The organism is Caballeronia pedi, assembly GCF_001544915.2.
Taxonomy (GTDB): domain Bacteria; phylum Pseudomonadota; class Gammaproteobacteria; order Burkholderiales; family Burkholderiaceae; genus Caballeronia; species Caballeronia pedi.
Genome location: NZ_FCOE02000002.1, coordinates 288,318 through 305,673, shown reverse-complemented (window position 1 = coordinate 305,673; position 17,356 = coordinate 288,318). Strand labels below are relative to the sequence as shown.

The following is a 17,356-nucleotide window of genomic DNA, read 5'->3' as shown; positions in this document are numbered from 1 at the left end:
TTCACGCGCCATGCATCGACCGGGGAAAGCGCAAGGAGAACGTGGTGGAAACGCCGGGTTCGCTGTGAACCCGGCACACCCCTCCATGGCTTTCCATGATCGATCTCACGATCGCCAGCCCGAGACCGGTTCCCGCGGCGGAATTGTGTCGCGAAGGATCGACCCGGTAGAACCGTTCAAAGATCCGCTCGATGTGCACGGCATCTATGCCGGGGCCCGCATCGGACACGGCGATAGTCGTCGAGTCCGGCGACGCCTTGCAATCGACGCGAATGACCGAGCCGCGCGGCGCGAACCTGAGCGCGTTCGATATCAGGTTGCTGAGCGCCCGCTGATACAGCAGCAGATCGGCATCGACCTGCGCGCGCCCCTGCACGACGATGCCCACGCCGGCCTCTTCCGCCATCGATTCGTAGTAGTTCGCGACACGCTCCGCTTCAGCGGCGGCATCGAGTCTGACCGTCTCGATGCTCGCGTCGACACGCTCGGATCGCGCGAGAAACAGCATATCCTCGATCATCCTCGACAGCCGCCGATATTCATCGATACTCGATTCGATGACGTCGCGGTAATCTGCCGCGCTGCGGGGCCGCGAGAGCGCGACCTGCGCGGCGGCCTGGAGATTCGTCAGGGGCGTACGCATGTCATGCGCAAGGTTCGACGAAAACTGGCTCAGCCGCGTGAACGATTCATCGAGCCGATGCAGCATTTCATTGAATGCGCGTTCCAGTTCCTTGAGTTCACCCGACGTATGCAGATCAGCGAATGGCTGAGCCAGTCCCGTCGAAGACATCCGCTCGGCTCGTGCGGCCAGCCGGCGCAGCGGGCTCAATCCGACCAGCGCGGTGCCGAACGCCAGTCCGGCCGCGAGCACGACCCCGAGCAACTGAATGACGATGATGCAGACGGCATGAGAGCGAAGCAGGGCGAGATCGCTGCTGCGGTCGTATTGAACGGCCACGCGCACACGCGGGCCCGTCGCGCCTGCAAGCGACACCACCGCGACAAGATAACTGAGCGTCGACTTCTCGCGTGACAGGAGGAGTGGCGTCGTTCCCGGCCCCGCCGCCTGTATGGGCGGATACGACTTGAACCCGCGCGTGGTAATCAGGCCACGCCCGTTCAGGTCGGAAATTGCGAGATCCATTTTTCGGTGTCCATGCAACTGATCGACGAGCACCGCGCGATTGACCGGAATCTCACCCACGTCGCGCATGTCGCCGAGGTGCGACTGCAACGCGCTCAACGTATTCGTCATCTGTTCGGAGGCCTTCGATTCGAGCCGGCTTTGCAAGGCGCTGAACAGCGCCACGCCGCTGATGGTCAGAATCACGGAGGTCGAAAAAACGATCAGAACCGTCAGCCGCGCACGCAGCGTCCTGGGCAAGAGACGGCTGAGCATCACTTATTGCCGTCACGGCATTCGAGGACATAGCCCATGCCGCGAACGGTGTGGATCAGCTTCGGAAAGTAGCCGTCATCGACCTTCGATCGCAGACGGCGGATCGCGGAATCGACCACGTTCGTGTCGCTGCTGAAGTTCATGTCCCAGATCTGGGAGGCGATCGTCGCGCGCGGCAGTACTTCGCCTTCGCGACGGATCAGCAGCCACAGCAGAGTGAACTCCTTCGCAGTAAGAAGGATCGTGTCGCCCTGACGGATTGCCTTGCGTCGATTCAGGTCGAGTTCGAGATCCGCCACGCGCAGCGTGGAGACATCGCGCGACTGGCCGCGGCGCAGCACCGAGCGGATGCGCGCGCTGAGCTCCACGAAGTCGAACGGCTTGGCGAGGTAGTCGTCGGCGCCGAGTTCCAGGCCTTTTACGCGGTCGCCGACCTCGTCGCGCGCGGTGAGGAACAACACGGGTGTCGTGCTGCGCTGCCGGATGTTCTCGATCAGCGTCCATCCGTCCTGACCGGGCAGCATGACATCGAGAATCAACAGGTCATAGTCTTCCGATCCGGCCTGATGCTCGCCGGAAATGCCGTCCTGGACCCAATCGACGACGTAGCCCGCCTCGGTCAGCCCTTTCTTCAGATACGCCCCGGTTTTCTGTTCGTCTTCGACAATCAGGATTCGCATTTACATCTCTCCTTTATTGACACTCACGCCTTGCAGCCACCGCGTCGTCAAACCACGGCGCGCGCTGCTTCGAAACGACACCGAATGACACACGCGATAGAGCACCGGCAAGACCAATAGCGTGAGCGCCGTCGACGACAGAATGCCGCCGATGACGACCGTCGCGAGCGGTCGCTGCACTTCCGATCCGGTTCCCGTCGCGAGCGCCATCGGCAGGAAGCCGAGCGATGCGACCAGGGCGGTCATGAGAACGGGGCGCAGTCTCGTCAGCGCGCCTTCCCGCACCGCCTCGTCGATCGGCGCGCCTTCTTCGCGCAGATTGCGGATGAACGAAATCATGACCAGGCCGTTCAGCACGGCGACGCCCGACAGCGCGATGAAGCCGACCGCGGCGGTGATGGAGAGCGGGATGTCACGCAGCCACAGCGAAACGACGCCGCCGCTCAGCGCGAACGGAATGCCGGTGAACACCAGCAGCCCGTCTTTCACATTGCCGAACATGACGAACAGCAGCACGAAGACCATGAACAACGCGAGAGGCACGACCAGTTTCAGCCGCTCGCTCGCGCTCTGCAACTGCTCGAACTGTCCGCCCCACGACACCCAATAGCCCGCCGGCACCTGCACGTTCTGCTGAATCAATTCGCGTGCTTCGGCGACGAAGGAACCCACGTCCCGGCCGCGCACATTGGCGCTCACCACGACCCGGCGCTTGCCGTCCTCGCGGCTGATCTGATTGGGACCCGGTCCGACCGTGACCGTCGCCAGTTCGTCGAGCGGGACATACGGCGCCTGAAGCATCGGCGCGCGCGGCGCGGAAGATGCGGGCGGCGGCAGCGCGATGGGCAGCCGCCTGATGGCCTCGATGTCCGAGCGAAGCTCATCGGGCAGGCGCACGACGATGTCGAAGCGCCGGTCGCCCTGAAACAGCGTACCGGCCTTCTGTCCACCCACGGCTGCCGCGACGGTGTCCTGCACATCGGCCACGGTGATGCCATAGCGAGCCAGCTTGTCGCGCACCAGATCGATGGTCAGGACCGGCAGCCCTGTCGTCTGCTCGACCTTCACTTCCGCCGCGCCCGGCACCTTGCGCAACGCGGCGGCGATCTTGTCGCCGGTGTTGCTCAGCACGACCATGTCGTCGCCGAAGAGCTTGACGGCCACGTCGCTGCGCACACCCGAGATGAGTTCGTTGAAGCGCAGTTGTATCGGTTGTGAGAACTCGTAAGCGTTGCCGGGCAAAGCGGCGAGAACGGCTTCGATTTCCTTGATGAGCTGGGTGCGCGGCTTGCCGGGATCGGGCCATTGACCGGTCGGCCTGAGCATCACATAGCCGTCGGACAAGTTCGGCGGCATCGGGTCCGCGGCGATCTCGGCCGTGCCGGTGCGCGCGAATACACGGTCGATCTCGGGGATCTTCTCCTTCAACGTTCGCTCGATGCTCTTTTGCATCTCCAGCGATTGCGTGAGGCTCGTGCCCGGAATGCGCAGCGCGGCGACCGCCAGATCGCCTTCGTTCAGACTCGGAATGAACTCGCTGCCGAGCCGCGTCGCGAGCGCCGTCGTTACAGCGACGATCAAGACCGCGCCGACCAGCACGCGCCCGGGCCGACTCATGAAACGCGTGAGCGCCGGTTCATAGGCGCGCCGCGCCCAGCCCATCAAACGATTCTCCTTTTCCGCGACATGCTTGCCGATGAACAGCGCGACCGCGGCCGGAATGAAGGTGACGGTCAGCACCATCGCCGCCGCGAGCGCCATGACGACGGTGACGGCCATCGGATGGAACATCTTCCCTTCGACGCCTGTAAGAGCGAAGATCGGCAGATATACCACCATGATGATGAGTTGTCCGAAGATGAGCGCTCGGCGCGCTTCCTGTGACGCACCGAACACTTCCGCGAAGCGTTCTTCGCGCGTGAGCGGCCTGCCCGCCGCCGCCTGCGCATGCGCGAGACGCCGCACGCAATTCTCGACGATGACCACCGCGCCATCGACGATGATGCCGAAGTCGAGCGCGCCGAGGCTCATCAGGTTCGCGCTCACTTTCGCGTTCACCATGCCGGTGAAGGTCATCAGCATCGACAGTGGAATCACGAGCGCGGTGATGATGGCCGCGCGCATGTTCCCGAGGAACAGGAACAGAATGACGATCACGAGCACCGCGCCTTCGAGCAGGTTCTTCTTCACCGTATCGACGGCTTTCTCGACCAGCACGGTGCGGTCATACACCGGGATCGCGCGCACGCCGGCGGGCAGCGTGCGGTTCACATCGTCCATCTTGCGGGCGACGGCTCGTGCAACGGACCGGCTGTTCTCGCCCATCAGCATGAAGACCGTGCCCAGCACCACTTCCCGCCCGTTCGATGTCGCCGCGCCCGTGCGAAGCTCGCGGCCCGCATCGACCTGAGCCACGTCCTTCACGCGCACCGGCACGCCGCCCACGTTGGTGAGCACGATGTTCGCGATATCGTCGACAGAACCGGCCTGGCCAGGCACACGCACGAGATACTGCTCGCCGCGCTTTTCGATGTATCCCGCGCCCACGTTATCGTTGTTTCGTTCGACGGCCTTGACGATACCCGCGAGCGTCAAGCCGTACGACATCAGTTTCGTGGGATTCGGCGCGATGCGAAACTCCCTGACATAACCGCCGATCGAATTGACTTCGGTGACGCCGGGAACGTTGCGCAACTGCGGCCGGATCACCCAGTCCTGCAACTCGCGCAAATCGGCGGGCGTGTAGAGCGTGCCGTCCGGCTTGCGCGCGGACGCGCCTGCCTCGACGGTCCACAGATAGATTTCTCCCAGACCGGTAGACGTGGGGCCCATCGCCGGCGCGACGCCGTCGGGCAGCTTTTCCTTCGCCTCCTGAATACGCTCGTTGACGAGCTGGCGGGCGAAGTAAATATCGGTGCCATCCTTGAAGATGACGGTGACTTGCGAAAGGCCGTAGCGCGAGATGGAGCGCGTCTGACTGAGGTTCGACAGGCCCGCCATCGCCGTCTCGATCGGATAGGTGATCCGTTGTTCGGCCTCGAGCGGCGAGTAGCCCGGCGCCGATGTGTTGATCTGCACCTGCACGTTGGTGATATCGGGTACCGCGTCGATCGGCAGCTTCTGGTAGCTGAAGACACCGAACGCGGCGACGCTGACGACGGCCAGCATCACCAGCCAGCGGTGCGAGATCGCGAAACGAACGAGTCGCTCGAACATTGAATGGTCCTGTGAATGGGTAGCGTCGATGTCACTCTTCCTCGACGCTGCCCTTGCCGAGTTCGGCCTTCAGCACGAAACTGTTGGACGCGGCGTACTGCTGACCGGCTGACAGGCCGCTCACCACTTCGACCATGCGGTCGTCCTTGCGGCCTGTCCTGACGGGCTGCGCGACGAAACCTCGCGGCGTCGCGACGAACACGGCGGGCGAGCCGTCGATCTCCTGCAGCGCATCGCTCGCAACCGCGACCGGAACAATCTGCCCTCCGGCGTTCACCAACACGTTGACGAACATGCCGGGACGCCACGCGCCGTCCGGGTTGCGCAGAACGACGCGGGCCGGCGCCGAACGCGTCTGCTCGCCGAGCAACGCGCCCACGTACGAAATCTGGCCTTGCGAACTCGAAGCGAACGCAGCCGCCTTTACGGTCGCTTCGCGGCCCACGCGCACCGCATCGAGATGCTGCGCGGGCACGGCCATTTCCGCCCAGACCGTCGAGAGATCGGAGAGCGTGAATACGTTCGCCTCGGCTGAGATCGCCTCGCCCGGCGTGATATGCCGCGCCACGATCGTTCCCGAAAACGGCGCGCGCAGCTCATAGCGATTCAGCGCGCCGCCGCTCGCGCTTGCGTTCAGTGCAATAAGTTTCTGCCGCGCGTTCTGCACCGCGATCTCCGCCTCGCGAAGCTGGACTTGCGCTTGCAGATAGTCCTGTTCCGCGGAAATGCGCTCCTGCCAGAGCAGCCGCTCCCGCTGGTAGGCCGTGCGCGCGGCGGAGAGCCTGCGCTCCGATGTCAGCAGCTCGCTTCTGCGGTCGGCGAGGTCCGTGCTGGCGACGACGGCAAGCAACTGACCCTTGCGCACCGTTCCGCCGACCGAAACCGCAACCTGTTCGACGATGCCCGCCACGCGCGGAACGACGTGCGCGGTACGGTCCTCGTTGAAGCGAATCTCTCCCGGCACCTGAACGATCGAAGCGATCTCCGCGGGCCCGGACTTCCTGACATCGATGCCTGCGTTCTCCATCTGCTGCGCATCGAGCGGAATGGCGCCGTCGCTGCGCGCGTAGTCGAACGTCGCCGGCTTGCCGTTCCATGAAACCTGCAGCGTCGAATCGAACACGTGTGGCTTCGCGATGGGCTGCGCGGACGTCAGCCGGTTGCCCGCAGCGATGAAACGGATGGTCTCGATGGTCCCCTGCGCCCGTATCAGTTGCGCCGTGGCGGTCACACCGCTTTGCAGCGGCTTGCCGCCCGCGGACGGATACAGAATGATGCGCGCGTCGTCGGCCTTTTCGGAGAGCACGACTTCGAGCGTGAGGTCGCCGGACTCGAGCACCGTGCCGCCATGTGCACTGCCCGCTGCGATCGATGCACCTTCGCCGACAACATCGGTCTGCATGGCCTTGAGCGTCGTCACCAGCACGGCAAGCGCGATGCCCACTCCGACGGCGGCCGCAGCGATGGCAAAAAGTCTGGAGCGCGGCATGACGAATCCTTCAGGGAGCGGTGGATGGATCGACGATCGCGGACGGCAACGGCGTGCCGGTGAGGCGGCCGATATCGGCTACGGCGAGATGCGCGTCCTTGAGCGCCTGCACGTAACGCGACTGCTCCTGAAAGAGCGTGCGCTGCGCATCCAGAACGTCGAGGAAACCGAACTTGCCTAGCTGATAGCCACGCGACATCGCGTCGAGTGCCTGGCGCGCGGCTGGCAGCACATCGACCTTGAGTCGCGACGCCTCCTGCTTTGCGCGCTCGTAGTTCGCGTAGGCCTGCGTCAGTTCGAGTCGCAGATTGGCCCGCTCGGTATCGAAGTCGGCCTGTGCCTTCTCGGCCTTGTGCGTCGCTTCGAGCAGCGCGCCCTTGTTGGTGTCGAAGAGCGGCAGCGGAATCGACACGCCGATCACCGCCTGATTGTCGCGAAGTCCGCCGGCGATAACCCGCTTCAGACCGGCTGTTACCGTGATGTCCGGAATGCGCCGGGCGCGTTCGACCGATATCGCGGCATTGGCGCGCAGCACTTCGGCTCGCGCGGCACGCGTCAAAGGCGCATCGTCCAGGCGGGGGGCAAGCTCGGCGTAAGGCTCGACGTCCGGTATGCCTTCGATATCGTCGAGCACGTTCCGGTCGCGCACCGACGGCGCGCCCGTGACCGTGACGAGCTTCTCGGCGGCCGTCGACACGCGCGTTTGCGCGTTGACGACCTCGATCTGGACGCCGCTCGCCGCGACCCTCGCTTTGGTCGCTTCGACCGGAGACACCTTGCCCGCTTTGGCCCGCTTGTCGGCAAGCTCGGCGGAGCGCGTGGCGATCTGCGCCGATTCTTCCGCGACCTGCAACTGTCGTTGCGCGGCGAGCAGTCCGTAAAACGCTGCGATCACTTGCGCCCGCAGCGTGGCGCTGCTGCTGTCGAGTGTGGCCATCGCCACCTCCCTGCCGTATGACGCGACGTCGAGGCGCGCGCTGCGCTTGCCGCCCAGTTCGATCGGCTGAGTGACGGCGGCGGTGGTCGTGCGATCGGTGCCGCCGAACCCTTCCTGAAGCAGGGACAGCGCGGGATTGGGCCGTGCGCCGGCCTGCATGAATGCACCCTCGGACGCACTCACGCCGGCGCGCGCACCGCGAAGCATCGGATTGGCTTCGGCTGCGAGGCCGAGAACCTCGGCAAGCGACAGCCCGGCTGGCGCAGCAGGCGCTTGCGCATACAGCGCGGGACCAACCGACATCAGCAGCACTGCAGTAAGAGCGCGTACCAACAGGATAGTTCGATGAAGGTTCTTTGCAAGGAATGCTATGGATTGTCCGGCGCGTGGAGATGACGTGAACATGAGATTTTTTCGCATGCTATTCGTTTCGATATGCGAATCAATGACGATCGATGTCGACACTCGCGCGCCCGATCGATCGCCCGAAAGCCTCAGTCCGCGTGCCTCGACATCGGCGGCTCGTTCGGCGTGTCTTCCGGATACTTGGTGACATAACGCTTCCTGTTTCGCTCCCGCGTCGCTTCGCTCGGCGGATAGTCGGAGCGCTTGTAAGGCAGCCATCCATCGCGCCAGGCCTGATCGAGTTCGGCTCGCGCCTGCTCTCTCGTCTTGCTTCCGGATGCGCCCGGTTCTGGCGACGATGCGCACCCGGACAACAGAACGACGAGGGCGGTCGAGAAAATGGCGGTTCGTGTCGTAAACATTTTCGATCTCGATATTCCGGATGACTGAGTATCGAGTTTGGGACACTGGCGGTGCGTCATCATGAGAAGGACATGACATTTCCGTCATGTGCGCGCCGCCGGCGACGGGAATATTCCGCAGGCGGCAACAGTATTGCCATTCAACGACCAGTAACTCATCGAGAACGAAATGCCAATCAATCGCCGTTTTCAGCCAACGTTGCCGGGCGCAAGGCCTCGCGTCGATCAGCCGATGACTTTTGTCTTGCGCCGCACATAGCGGCGCGATCTGGCTGGATAACCTTGATCATCGATGACTTCGGTCCGCCCGGAAACGGACCGCATCAAAGCGAGAGCGCTCAAGGCGCCAGATGACGAACCACAGTTTCGAAAATAAAAAAGGCAAGCCGGCAAGACACGGTGAAGCCATTACCACTGAGGGAGCCCAACCATGAATCGTTCGGAATCGCCCAACGAGGCGAAGACACGCCTGCCGCTTTTCGATCCGCCACCCGAGCGCGGCACACCATCGCAGATGACCGTGTTCACTGCGGCGCTGCAGGCACGCACGGGGCGGTCATTCGACGACTACGCCGCGCTGCACGACTTCTCGGTCCGGGAATACCGGACATTCTGGAAATATTTCATGCAGTGGCCGCCTGGCCTGACGTGGTCGGGCGAAGCGGAGCCGGTCTGTGTCGGCGATATCTGCGAGCATGCGAGCTTCTTTCCACGCGTGACGCTGAACTATGCGGAGAACCTGCTCGGGCTGTCGATCGCCGGAGCAGATGCGCCCGCGCTCACCGCCTGTCATGCCGATGGCCGCCGCCTGCGCTTCACGCGCGGCGAGCTGCGCGAACGCGTGGCCCGTCTCGCCGACGCCCTCACGCATCTGGGGATGCGCGAAGGCGACCGCGTCGCGGCCGTGATGCGCAACGACGCCGATGCGATCGTCACCGCGCTTGCCGTGACCGCCATCGGCGCGACGCTATCCACCGCCGCGCCCGAGATGGGCATCGAAACGCTGCTCGATCGCTTCACGCAGCTCGAACCGCGCTTCCTGTTCGCGCATAGCGCGGCGAAGCCGTTCGATACCGGCACGCCGCTCGCGCAGAAGATCTCGCGGCTCGCCGATGCGCTGCCAACGCTCGCGGGCATCGTCAGCCTCGACGGCGATCCATCGGCCGTGCACGCGACGCCGCCCGTCAATTCGCTCGACGCGCTCGTCGCCGCTGGCGACCCGCAACGCGTGCAATGGAAGCACTTCGGCTTCAATCATCCCCTCTTCGTGATGTTCTCGTCGGGCACGACCGGCAAGCCCAAATGCATCGTGCATGGCACGGGCGGCAGTCTGATCGAGCATTTGAAGGAGCATCGGCTGCACTGCGATCTGCGGCCCGGCGATCGCATGTTCTTCCACACGAGTTGCGCGTGGATGATGTGGAACTGGCAGTTGTCGGCGCTTGCGTCGGGCGTCGAAATCGTGACCTACGACGGACCGATCGCATCGGTCGATACGTTATGGCGGCTCGTCGCCGAAGAGCGGATCAACGTGTTCGGCACGAGTCCCGCCTATCTGAAGATGTGCGAGGACGGCGGGCTCGTGCCCTCGCGCGAATTCGATCTCAGCGCGCTTCATTCGATGATGTCGACGGGGGCGATCCTCTTCGACGCGCAGTTCGAATGGGTTCGCGACAACGTGAAGCCGCTGCGTCTGCAATCCATTTCCGGCGGCACCGACATCCTCGGCTGTTTCGTGCTCGGCAATCCGAACCTTCCCGTGTACGCGGGCGAAGCGCAGTGCAAGAGCCTCGGGCTCGACGTCCAGGCGTGGTGCGACGGCGCGCGCGCGCAAGGGGTCGGAGAACTGGTCTGCGTGAAGCCGTTCCCGTCGCGCCCGCTCGGTTTCCTGAACGACCCGGACGGCGAGCGCTTCCACAAGGCCTACTTCAGCGCCAATGCTGGCGTATGGACGCATGGCGACCAGATCGAATTTCCGCCGCGAGGCACGGCGCGCCTGCATGGGCGCAGCGATGGCGTGCTGGTCGTGCGCGGCATCAATGTCGGGCCGGGCGAGATCTACCGCGTGCTGAACGACATTCCCGAGATTCGCGACGGCATCGTCGTGCAGCAACGCATCAGAGAGACCGGCATCGAACGGCTCGTGTTGCTGGTCACGCTGAAGCCGGGCGCGCAGCTCAACGGGCCGCTGATCGCGCGGATTCGCCGCGACCTCGTGCGCCGCACGTCCGCCGCGCATGTGCCGGATGTGATCGCCGCCGTCGACGATCTGCCCGTCACGCACAGCGGCAAGCTCACGGAAGCCGCCGTGCGCAACGCGGTCAACGGACTCGACGTGACCAATGCCGCCGCGTTGCGCAACCCCGCCTCGCTCGATGCGATCCGCGCGCACCCTGCCCTGCGGCATCAGTCCGGCGACATGCCGCACAGCTACGCGTCGCGCGAGGAACTGGAACGGCTGCTGCGAACGAAGTGGGAGCAGCTTTTCGCCTTCGCGCCGATCGGCCGCGACGACAACTTCTTCGAACTCGGCGGCCATTCGCTGCTCGCCGCGCGCCTGCTCGCGGAATTGCAGCCGCTCATCGGGCGCCCGATTCCGCTCTCGACGATGCTGCGCGCGCCGACCATCGCCCAGCTCGCCGACGTGATCGACAATGGCGCGCTGCCGGAGACATCGGAATTGCTCGTGCCGATGCGCGAGGGCGACGGCACGCCGCTCTTTCTCGTGCACAGCGTGACGGGATCGGTGCTCGAATGCACGCGGCTCATCGGCTCGATGCGCAAGCAGCGTCCGGTGTACGGCCTGCAGGCGCTCGGGCTCGATGGCGAAACGCCGCCGCAACGCCGCGTCGAGGACATGGCGAAGACTTACGTCGAGCAGATTCGCAAGGTTCAGCCAACCGGTCCGTATGCGCTCGCCGGTTTTTCTTTCGGCGGACTCGTCGCGCTCGAAATTGCCCAGCAGCTATTCGGCGCAGGCGAGCAAACGGAGTTCGTGTGCCTGCTCGACACCTACGTGCAGGAACGCTGGCTGCCGTGGTTCGCGTGGCTGAACTTCCGGCGCGATTACGTGAGCCGTCTCTGGAAGACGTTCACGAAGATGAAGCCGCGGGACCGCGCGGGTTTCGTGGCGGCCAAGTTCGTCGCCGCCAGGAACAAGCTGGCGATGCGGCTCGGCCGCGTGCCGAGCGCGCAGGCGGCGCCGGCCGCGCATCCGATGCCTCCGGTGCTGCGGCGGCTGCGCGACACCTGCCGCGCCGCGATGAACAACTATCGGCCCAGACCGTATGAGGGCGGACGGATCGTCTATGTGCGCGCGGCCTCGCGCGAGCAGGACCGCGGCGACCCGCTGCCGCTCTGGCGAAACATCGCGCGCCGTGGGCTGACCGTCGCGGAAGTGCCGGGCAATCATGCGGGCGTCATCGAAGAACCGGGCGTGTACGCCGCCGCCGCCGCGCTCGACGGCGACTACGGCGTCGCGCATGCGCCCGAAGCGCCGGGCCGCAGACATGGCGGCATGGTCCGGCGCGCGTAAGACACAGGGCGGGCGAGAACCGTCGACCGTTCGCGCGGCTGACGGTTCAACCCGAAGCATCGATTTCAGACGTGTAATCCAGTATCGCTATCATGGATGGTTCAAATTGAAATTCGTTTTTAGGGTGGGCCGAGGCAAATGAGAAAACCCATCGTGATCGGCGTGTTACTGGTTGGCGTGGCGGCAGTGGTAGTCGGCATTCCGGGTGTGACGAAACAGGTCCAGACGGCCTACGCGGCGTGGCAGGACGGCCGCCTCCAGGACCACCTTTCGACGCGAAATTTCAGGCGCTGGTGGCATAAGATCAGATACGGGGGCGATGAAAGCGTCCCCCGCGCCAGCCTCAACAGTTCACCGGTCCCGGCCACGCCCAGTTGCCCGCAGACCTCCTTCACGCCGCCCAAACTGATCGACCCGCGCAGCCCGAAGGATTTCGGCGCCAGGGGCAACGGCACCACCGACGACACCAAGGCGTTCCAGGCCGCCGTCGACGCGGGCGACGTGCTGGTTCCGGCTGGCACCTATCTGCTGAATCACACGGTCGTGGTCACGGCCAGCAACCGGCATATCCAGTGCGAACCCGGCGTGACGTTGAAAAAGACGGTCCGCGCGGACAGCAACATGTTCAACTACGAAGGCCCGTCGACGGGGAACAGTCTCGTCGGCTGCAACTTCGTGGGCGCGAATCCGACGCGCGTGCGCGACTGGGAAAACCCCGGCCACTACGACATCCCGGTTCAGACCAACGGCGCGGTGGACAACTTCGTCCTCGCGGGCAACAGCTTCCGCGACTTCTTCGGCCAGTCGATGTTTCAGACCGAAGGGCAAGGCGGCGGCACCGGCGCGGTGCTGGTGTTCAATTCATTCGCCAACTGTCCGCTCTACGGCATCGCGCTGGTGGGCTCGGTGAACGGGCGTATCGCCTATAACCTGGCCGACAACTGCCGCATGGGCCCCGAGAACAACGACGCCACGCAGGATTCCGGCGGCAATGTTCTCGAGTGCAATCGCATGGTCAATGGCGGCAACATCACCGGCGGGTCCAACGGCGAAGGGGGCGTCGACTATAGCCGCAACGTCGTGCGTCATAACGTGCTCGATGGTGGCTATATGCAGATCAGCCCGCCGGAGCGAGGCAAGGCGGCGCGCTACATCGACAACACCTGCAACGACTGCGGAACCGAATGACGTAATCGCGCGCGCGACGGCACGTCCCTCATTCGTTGCTCATTCAGGACGTCCAGAATCCTTCTCAACCGATGCGTATCCACGCCGCACCGCGTTTCCAGGAGAAGGATCATGAGAAAGATCGGTTATGTCGCCGTCGCTACGCTGTGCGGCATCGGATTGGTGAATAGCGCGCAGGCGCATGTGTTCGTCGGGATGAGCGTCGGCATGCCGGTCGTGCCGGTGGCGCCCGTCGTCATTGCGCCGATGGCGCCTGTGATTCCGCTTGCGCCTGTCGCGCCCGTCGCGGTCTATGGGCCGCCGCCGATGCCCTATTACGCGCAGCCTGCGCCGGTGTATGCGCCCGCCGTCGCGGTCGGTTACTGGGGGCGTCCCGGCTGGGGATATCGCCATTATGCGGCCGGCTACTGGCGCTAGGCCGCTGAACGGATCGCCCCGCTCAGCGACGCGCCAGCACCGACGCGCACGCGAAACCCGCAGGCCGCTCCCCGCCATCCTCGATGCGAATGCCCTCGTTCCACTTCGCCATGCGCTCGGAGCGCGCGAACGATCCGACCTTCAGTTGCCCCGCGTTCCAGCCCGTGGCGAGATGAACGATCGCGACATCCTCGGTCTCGCCTGAGCGCGCCGACACGATCGACGCATAGCCATGCGCTTTGGCGGCTCGCAATGCCGCGAGCGTTTCGGTCACCGTGCCGGCCTGATTGAGCTTGATGAGCGCCGCATTGCACGCGCCTTTCGACGCGGCCGCTTCGATGAGCGCAGCGTTGGTGACCAGAAAATCGTCGCCGACGATCTGCACTTTGCTGCCCGCTGCGCGCGTGAACGCGATCATGCCGGCTTCATCGTCTTCCGATAACGGGTCTTCGATCGACACGATCGGATAACGCTCGATCCACCTCAGGAGTTTTTCGATCATCGCGTCGGTGTCGAGTCGCGCGTTGTCCAGACCGAGCGTGTACTGGCCACCCTTGCCGAACTCCGATGCCGCGATGTCCAGCGCAATGCCCACGTCCACGCCCGGAACGAAGCCCGCCGCTTCGATCGACGCGACCAGCACGTCCATCGCCTCCTCGTTGCTGGAGAATGCCGGCCACCATCCGCCTTCGTCCGCCACGCCCTGCGCGACGCCGCGTTTGCGCATGAGCTTGCCAGCGTGGAGATAGACTTCCGCCGTCATCTCCAGCGCCTGCGCGAAACTCGTGGCCGACGTGGCGATCACCATGAAATCCTGCACATCGACGCGCCGCTCGGCGTGCGCGCCGCCACCGAAAATCTGGATCTGCGGAAGCGGCAGCCGCACTGCCTCGTCGCCCGCCACGTAGCGCCACAGCGGCAGGCCCGCTTCATGGGCCGCCGCGTGCAATACCGCGAGCGACGTCGCGATCAGCGCATTGCCGCCGAGCCGCGACTTGTCGGCGGTGCCGTCGAGCGTGATCAGCATCGCATCGATCGCGGCCTGCTCCGATACGTCGAACCCGCTCAACGCGGGCGCGATCTCGCGTCCGATGCCCGCGATGGCCGTCATCACGTCCTTGCCGTCGAAGGCCGCGCCGCCGTCGCGCAGTTCCATGGCTTCGCGCGAACCGCGAGACGCTCCGGCGGGCGCGATGCCGCGTCCGCGCGCGCCGGCCTCGGTGACGATGTCCACCTCGACGGTCGGCCGCCCGCGAGAATCCCAGATACGCCGCGCATGCACCGCTTCGATACGACTCATTCGGAGAACTCCCTTTGCCAGAACGTGGTGATGTCGTCGAGCGTGCTGTCGGGCCGCCCGAGCAGTTCGATCGCCGCGATGCGCACGCGCGCCCGGCGATTTTCGTCGAGATATTCGACCGGCGACTTGCCGTCCACGCGCGCCAGCAGCAGCGCCGGAAGCAGCGATGCGACGCGTCCGAGCAGCACGTCCGGCTTCGTCCACATGATGTGCGGCACGTAATGCGCGACGAGCTTCTCGAACGACGCAATCAGCGCCGCAAGCGCATTCGGCGCGCGCGCCGCCTTGAGCAGAAAATGGTTCAGGCAGAAGCCGACATCGAAGGCGGGATCGCCGTACCACGCGCATTCGGCGTCCAGCAGCACCGGCCCGCGCGGACCCAGCAGAATGTTCTTCGGGCTTACGTCGCCATGAACCAGCGCTTCGCGCGCGCCCGCCGTGCGCACGATCAACGCGCGCAGCGCGGCCGCTACCCCGGGATGCTGTCGGGCGGATTCTTCGAGATAAGGTTCCAGACGGATCGCGTGGAATATGTCGTCGGTGGCGAAACGCGCGGCGATTTCCGTGTCGCCTGCGGTTGCCGCGTGAATCCGGCCGAGCACGTCGCCCAGTTGCGCCGCGATCGCCGGGTCGACGTGGCCCTCCATCAACACGCGCTTCCAGTTCGCACAGGTCGATGGGAGCAAGGTCATGACGAAGCTTTTCGTTTCGTGATCGACGCCGAGCACATCAGGCACGTGACCCGGCACGATCCGCCCAGCCGTCTGAAGCCAGCCGATCTCCGCATAGACGCGCTCGACCGGCACGAGCCAGTCTTTCGCGACTTTCAGCTTCGGCAAGGCCTGTTTCAGACAGTAGGTTTCGTCGCCGAGATCGAGGCGAAAGATGTTCGAGGAGACGCCGCCCGTCAGCGGGGTCAGTGTCGCCGTGGCCGCCGCATCGCCATCGGCGAGGCCGAGTCGCTGTACCAGCGCGGCGAGCGCGGAAGAGTCGTTTGCCAGATCGATGTAATGGTCCAACTTGGCGCCCTCGGAACGGGGATTCGAACGCATCGTCGGCTCATGGTAGCCGATTCGATCAGCTGCGGACCGCGAGCTATGTAAGCGCATCTTTCTTGCTTGCGGTCCAGCGTTCGCGACTTCATTCCCGCCTGACGAAGAGCCTTCGCCACGCACGAAGCCGCTCAGGCCAACGACGGGACGGACGCGCAATGGGCCATATCGCGATGACTACCGGCATCCGCAGAGCAATTTCTGCCATGCTGATTGCACTGCTTACCGCATGCGGCGGCGGAAGCGACTCGGGCGGAAGCGACTCGGGCGGGAGCAGCACCACCGGACCGGCGGGCGGCGTTCATCTGCAGGTCGTGTCCTTCGGAGACAGCCTCTCCGATGTCGGGACGTATGCGCCGATCGCCAAGGCGGTCGGCGGCGGACGCTTCACGACGAATCCCGGGCAGGTCTGGACGCAGAATGTCGCGCAGTATTACGGCGATACGCTCACGGCCGCATTCACGATCGACCTCGGGCACGAGTTGAAGCCGCAAGGCGGATTGGGGTATGCGCAAGGCGGTTCCACCGTCGCCACGCCCGCCGATCAATCTCAGTTCCTCACCGACGTGATCGGCGATGTCGAGATGCCGGTCAACCAGCAGATCGCGAGCTATCTGTCCGCGCACGGCAGTTTCAATTCGGGTCAACTGGTGCTCGTGTGGGCCGGCGCGAACGACGTGCTGCGCGCGGGCAGCCCGCCCGCGGCCAATACGACGGTGCAGAACGCGGCCACCACGCTCGCGCAACTCGTCGCGCAGATCGTGCAGAACGGGGCCTCGCATGTCGTGGTGGTCAACGTCGCGAATATCGGACTGTCGCCCGATGGCATCAAGTCGACCGACGGCGGCGCGAACTTCACGCAGCTATCGCAACTCTTCAACGCCACGCTGAACGGCGCGTTGCAAACAAACGGCCTGCAAGGCAAGGTCATTCTGATCGATTCCTATACCTGGACAACGCAAACCATCGCGAACTATCGGGCCAATGGCTTCACCGTGTCCAATACCGCGCAAGCCTGCGATCCGTCGAAAACACCGCGCGACACTTCGTTGCTGTGCTCGCCGACTACGTACTCAGCGCCGGATGCGGACCAGACCTACATGTTCGCCGATGACCTGCATCCAACGACGCGCATGCATGCGCTGTTCGCGCAATATGTGGAGCAGCAGATCGCGGCAAGCGGGGTCGGCCGCTGATTGAAGGGCCAGTAATTTTTGCTGTGACACGACGCAACAAACGTCTGTTTTTTACTGTGACAGTAGTTTACATTCATCTCATAAGACGATAACCTTGCTCCCGTTGATCAAGATTTCGGCAACGGTTGCCGGTGGCGAAACAAAAGGCCGTTATTTTAGGCACTTTTGACCGATACC

Annotated in this window: 12 protein-coding genes; 4 read left to right on the top strand and 8 right to left on the bottom strand. The window is 64.4% G+C overall.

Annotation, left to right across the window (positions count from 1 at the left end; all coding sequences use genetic code 11):
- Position 1: 1 nt before the first annotated feature.
- The 6 genes from AWB80_RS03945 to AWB80_RS03920 all read right to left on the bottom strand — a co-directional run bounded on the left by AWB80_RS03945 (position 2) and on the right by AWB80_RS03920 (position 8,491).
- A complete protein-coding gene (locus tag AWB80_RS03945) occupies positions 2–1,402 on the bottom strand; it encodes a heavy metal sensor histidine kinase (RefSeq protein ID WP_061173322.1) in 1,401 nt (466 codons plus the stop codon).
- The gene (gene irlR, locus AWB80_RS03940; protein WP_061173321.1) at positions 1,402–2,082 is read right to left on the bottom strand and encodes a heavy metal response regulator transcription factor IrlR; all 681 of its coding nucleotides are present in this window, start codon (positions 2,080–2,082) and stop codon (positions 1,402–1,404) included. The genes AWB80_RS03945 and irlR overlap by 1 nt, the downstream gene beginning before the upstream one ends.
- Positions 2,083–5,298, bottom strand: a complete 3,216-nt coding sequence (locus AWB80_RS03935) for an efflux RND transporter permease subunit (RefSeq protein WP_061173320.1) — start codon at positions 5,296–5,298, stop codon at positions 2,083–2,085.
- Between the two features lie 31 nt (positions 5,299–5,329).
- On the bottom strand, positions 5,330–6,787 hold the full coding sequence (locus tag AWB80_RS03930) for an efflux RND transporter periplasmic adaptor subunit (RefSeq protein WP_061173319.1): 1,458 nt from the start codon (positions 6,785–6,787) through the stop codon (positions 5,330–5,332).
- A gap of 10 nt (positions 6,788–6,797) precedes the next feature.
- Entirely contained in the window at positions 6,798–8,027 is a 1,230-nt protein-coding gene (locus AWB80_RS03925; RefSeq protein ID WP_244206384.1) for a TolC family protein, read from the bottom strand.
- Positions 8,028–8,218: 191 nt separating this feature from the next.
- Positions 8,219–8,491 (bottom strand): DUF4148 domain-containing protein, encoded by a 273-nt coding sequence (locus AWB80_RS03920; protein ID WP_061173318.1) that lies wholly within the window; start codon positions 8,489–8,491, stop codon positions 8,219–8,221.
- Positions 8,492–8,921: 430 nt separating this feature from the next.
- Between AWB80_RS03920 and AWB80_RS03915 the strand changes: the two genes are divergently transcribed.
- The 3 genes from AWB80_RS03915 to AWB80_RS43845 all read left to right on the top strand — a co-directional run bounded on the left by AWB80_RS03915 (position 8,922) and on the right by AWB80_RS43845 (position 13,631).
- Entirely contained in the window at positions 8,922–12,026 is a 3,105-nt protein-coding gene (locus AWB80_RS03915) for an acetoacetate--CoA ligase (RefSeq protein WP_061173317.1), read from the top strand.
- 138 nt (positions 12,027–12,164) lie between these two features.
- Positions 12,165–13,214 carry a glycosyl hydrolase family 28-related protein gene (locus AWB80_RS03910; RefSeq protein ID WP_061173316.1) on the top strand — a complete coding sequence of 350 codons (1,050 nt, stop codon included), beginning with the start codon at positions 12,165–12,167 and terminating at the stop codon, positions 13,212–13,214.
- A 111-nt stretch (positions 13,215–13,325) separates the two neighbouring features.
- The gene (locus AWB80_RS43845) at positions 13,326–13,631 is read left to right on the top strand and encodes a hypothetical protein (RefSeq protein WP_061173315.1); all 306 of its coding nucleotides are present in this window, start codon (positions 13,326–13,328) and stop codon (positions 13,629–13,631) included.
- 22 nt (positions 13,632–13,653) lie between these two features.
- Here the strand turns inward: AWB80_RS43845 and eno are convergent, their stop codons facing one another.
- Positions 13,654–14,931 (bottom strand): phosphopyruvate hydratase, encoded by a 1,278-nt coding sequence (gene eno, locus AWB80_RS03900; RefSeq protein ID WP_061173314.1) that lies wholly within the window; start codon positions 14,929–14,931, stop codon positions 13,654–13,656.
- The gene (locus AWB80_RS03895; protein ID WP_160147404.1) at positions 14,928–15,950 is read right to left on the bottom strand and encodes a phosphotransferase; all 1,023 of its coding nucleotides are present in this window, start codon (positions 15,948–15,950) and stop codon (positions 14,928–14,930) included. The genes eno and AWB80_RS03895 overlap by 4 nt, the downstream gene beginning before the upstream one ends.
- 191 nt (positions 15,951–16,141) lie before the next feature.
- Between AWB80_RS03895 and AWB80_RS03890 the strand changes: the two genes are divergently transcribed.
- The gene (locus tag AWB80_RS03890) at positions 16,142–17,179 is read left to right on the top strand and encodes an SGNH/GDSL hydrolase family protein (RefSeq protein ID WP_061173313.1); all 1,038 of its coding nucleotides are present in this window, start codon (positions 16,142–16,144) and stop codon (positions 17,177–17,179) included.
- Positions 17,180–17,356: the final 177 nt, after the last annotated feature.

What these genes read in the sequence shown, in the direction of transcription:
- AWB80_RS03915 (WP_061173317.1), top strand. Translation starts at nt 8,922, where the DNA reads ATGAATCGTTCGGAATCGCCCAACGAGGCGAAGACACGCCTGCCGCTT.
- AWB80_RS03945 (WP_061173322.1), bottom strand. Translation starts at nt 1,402, where the DNA reads ATGCTCAGCCGTCTCTTGCCCAGGACGCTGCGTGCGCGGCTGACGGTT.
- AWB80_RS03910 (WP_061173316.1), top strand. Translation starts at nt 12,165, where the DNA reads ATGAGAAAACCCATCGTGATCGGCGTGTTACTGGTTGGCGTGGCGGCA.
- AWB80_RS03890 (WP_061173313.1), top strand. Translation starts at nt 16,142, where the DNA reads ATGGGCCATATCGCGATGACTACCGGCATCCGCAGAGCAATTTCTGCC.
- AWB80_RS03925 (WP_244206384.1), bottom strand. Translation starts at nt 8,027, where the DNA reads ATGTCGGTTGGTCCCGCGCTGTATGCGCAAGCGCCTGCTGCGCCAGCC.
- AWB80_RS03935 (WP_061173320.1), bottom strand. Translation starts at nt 5,298, where the DNA reads ATGTTCGAGCGACTCGTTCGTTTCGCGATCTCGCACCGCTGGCTGGTG.
- AWB80_RS03930 (WP_061173319.1), bottom strand. Translation starts at nt 6,787, where the DNA reads ATGCCGCGCTCCAGACTTTTTGCCATCGCTGCGGCCGCCGTCGGAGTG.
- eno (WP_061173314.1), bottom strand. Translation starts at nt 14,931, where the DNA reads ATGAGTCGTATCGAAGCGGTGCATGCGCGGCGTATCTGGGATTCTCGC.
- irlR (WP_061173321.1), bottom strand. Translation starts at nt 2,082, where the DNA reads ATGCGAATCCTGATTGTCGAAGACGAACAGAAAACCGGGGCGTATCTG.
- AWB80_RS43845 (WP_061173315.1), top strand. Translation starts at nt 13,326, where the DNA reads ATGAGAAAGATCGGTTATGTCGCCGTCGCTACGCTGTGCGGCATCGGA.
- AWB80_RS03920 (WP_061173318.1), bottom strand. Translation starts at nt 8,491, where the DNA reads ATGTTTACGACACGAACCGCCATTTTCTCGACCGCCCTCGTCGTTCTG.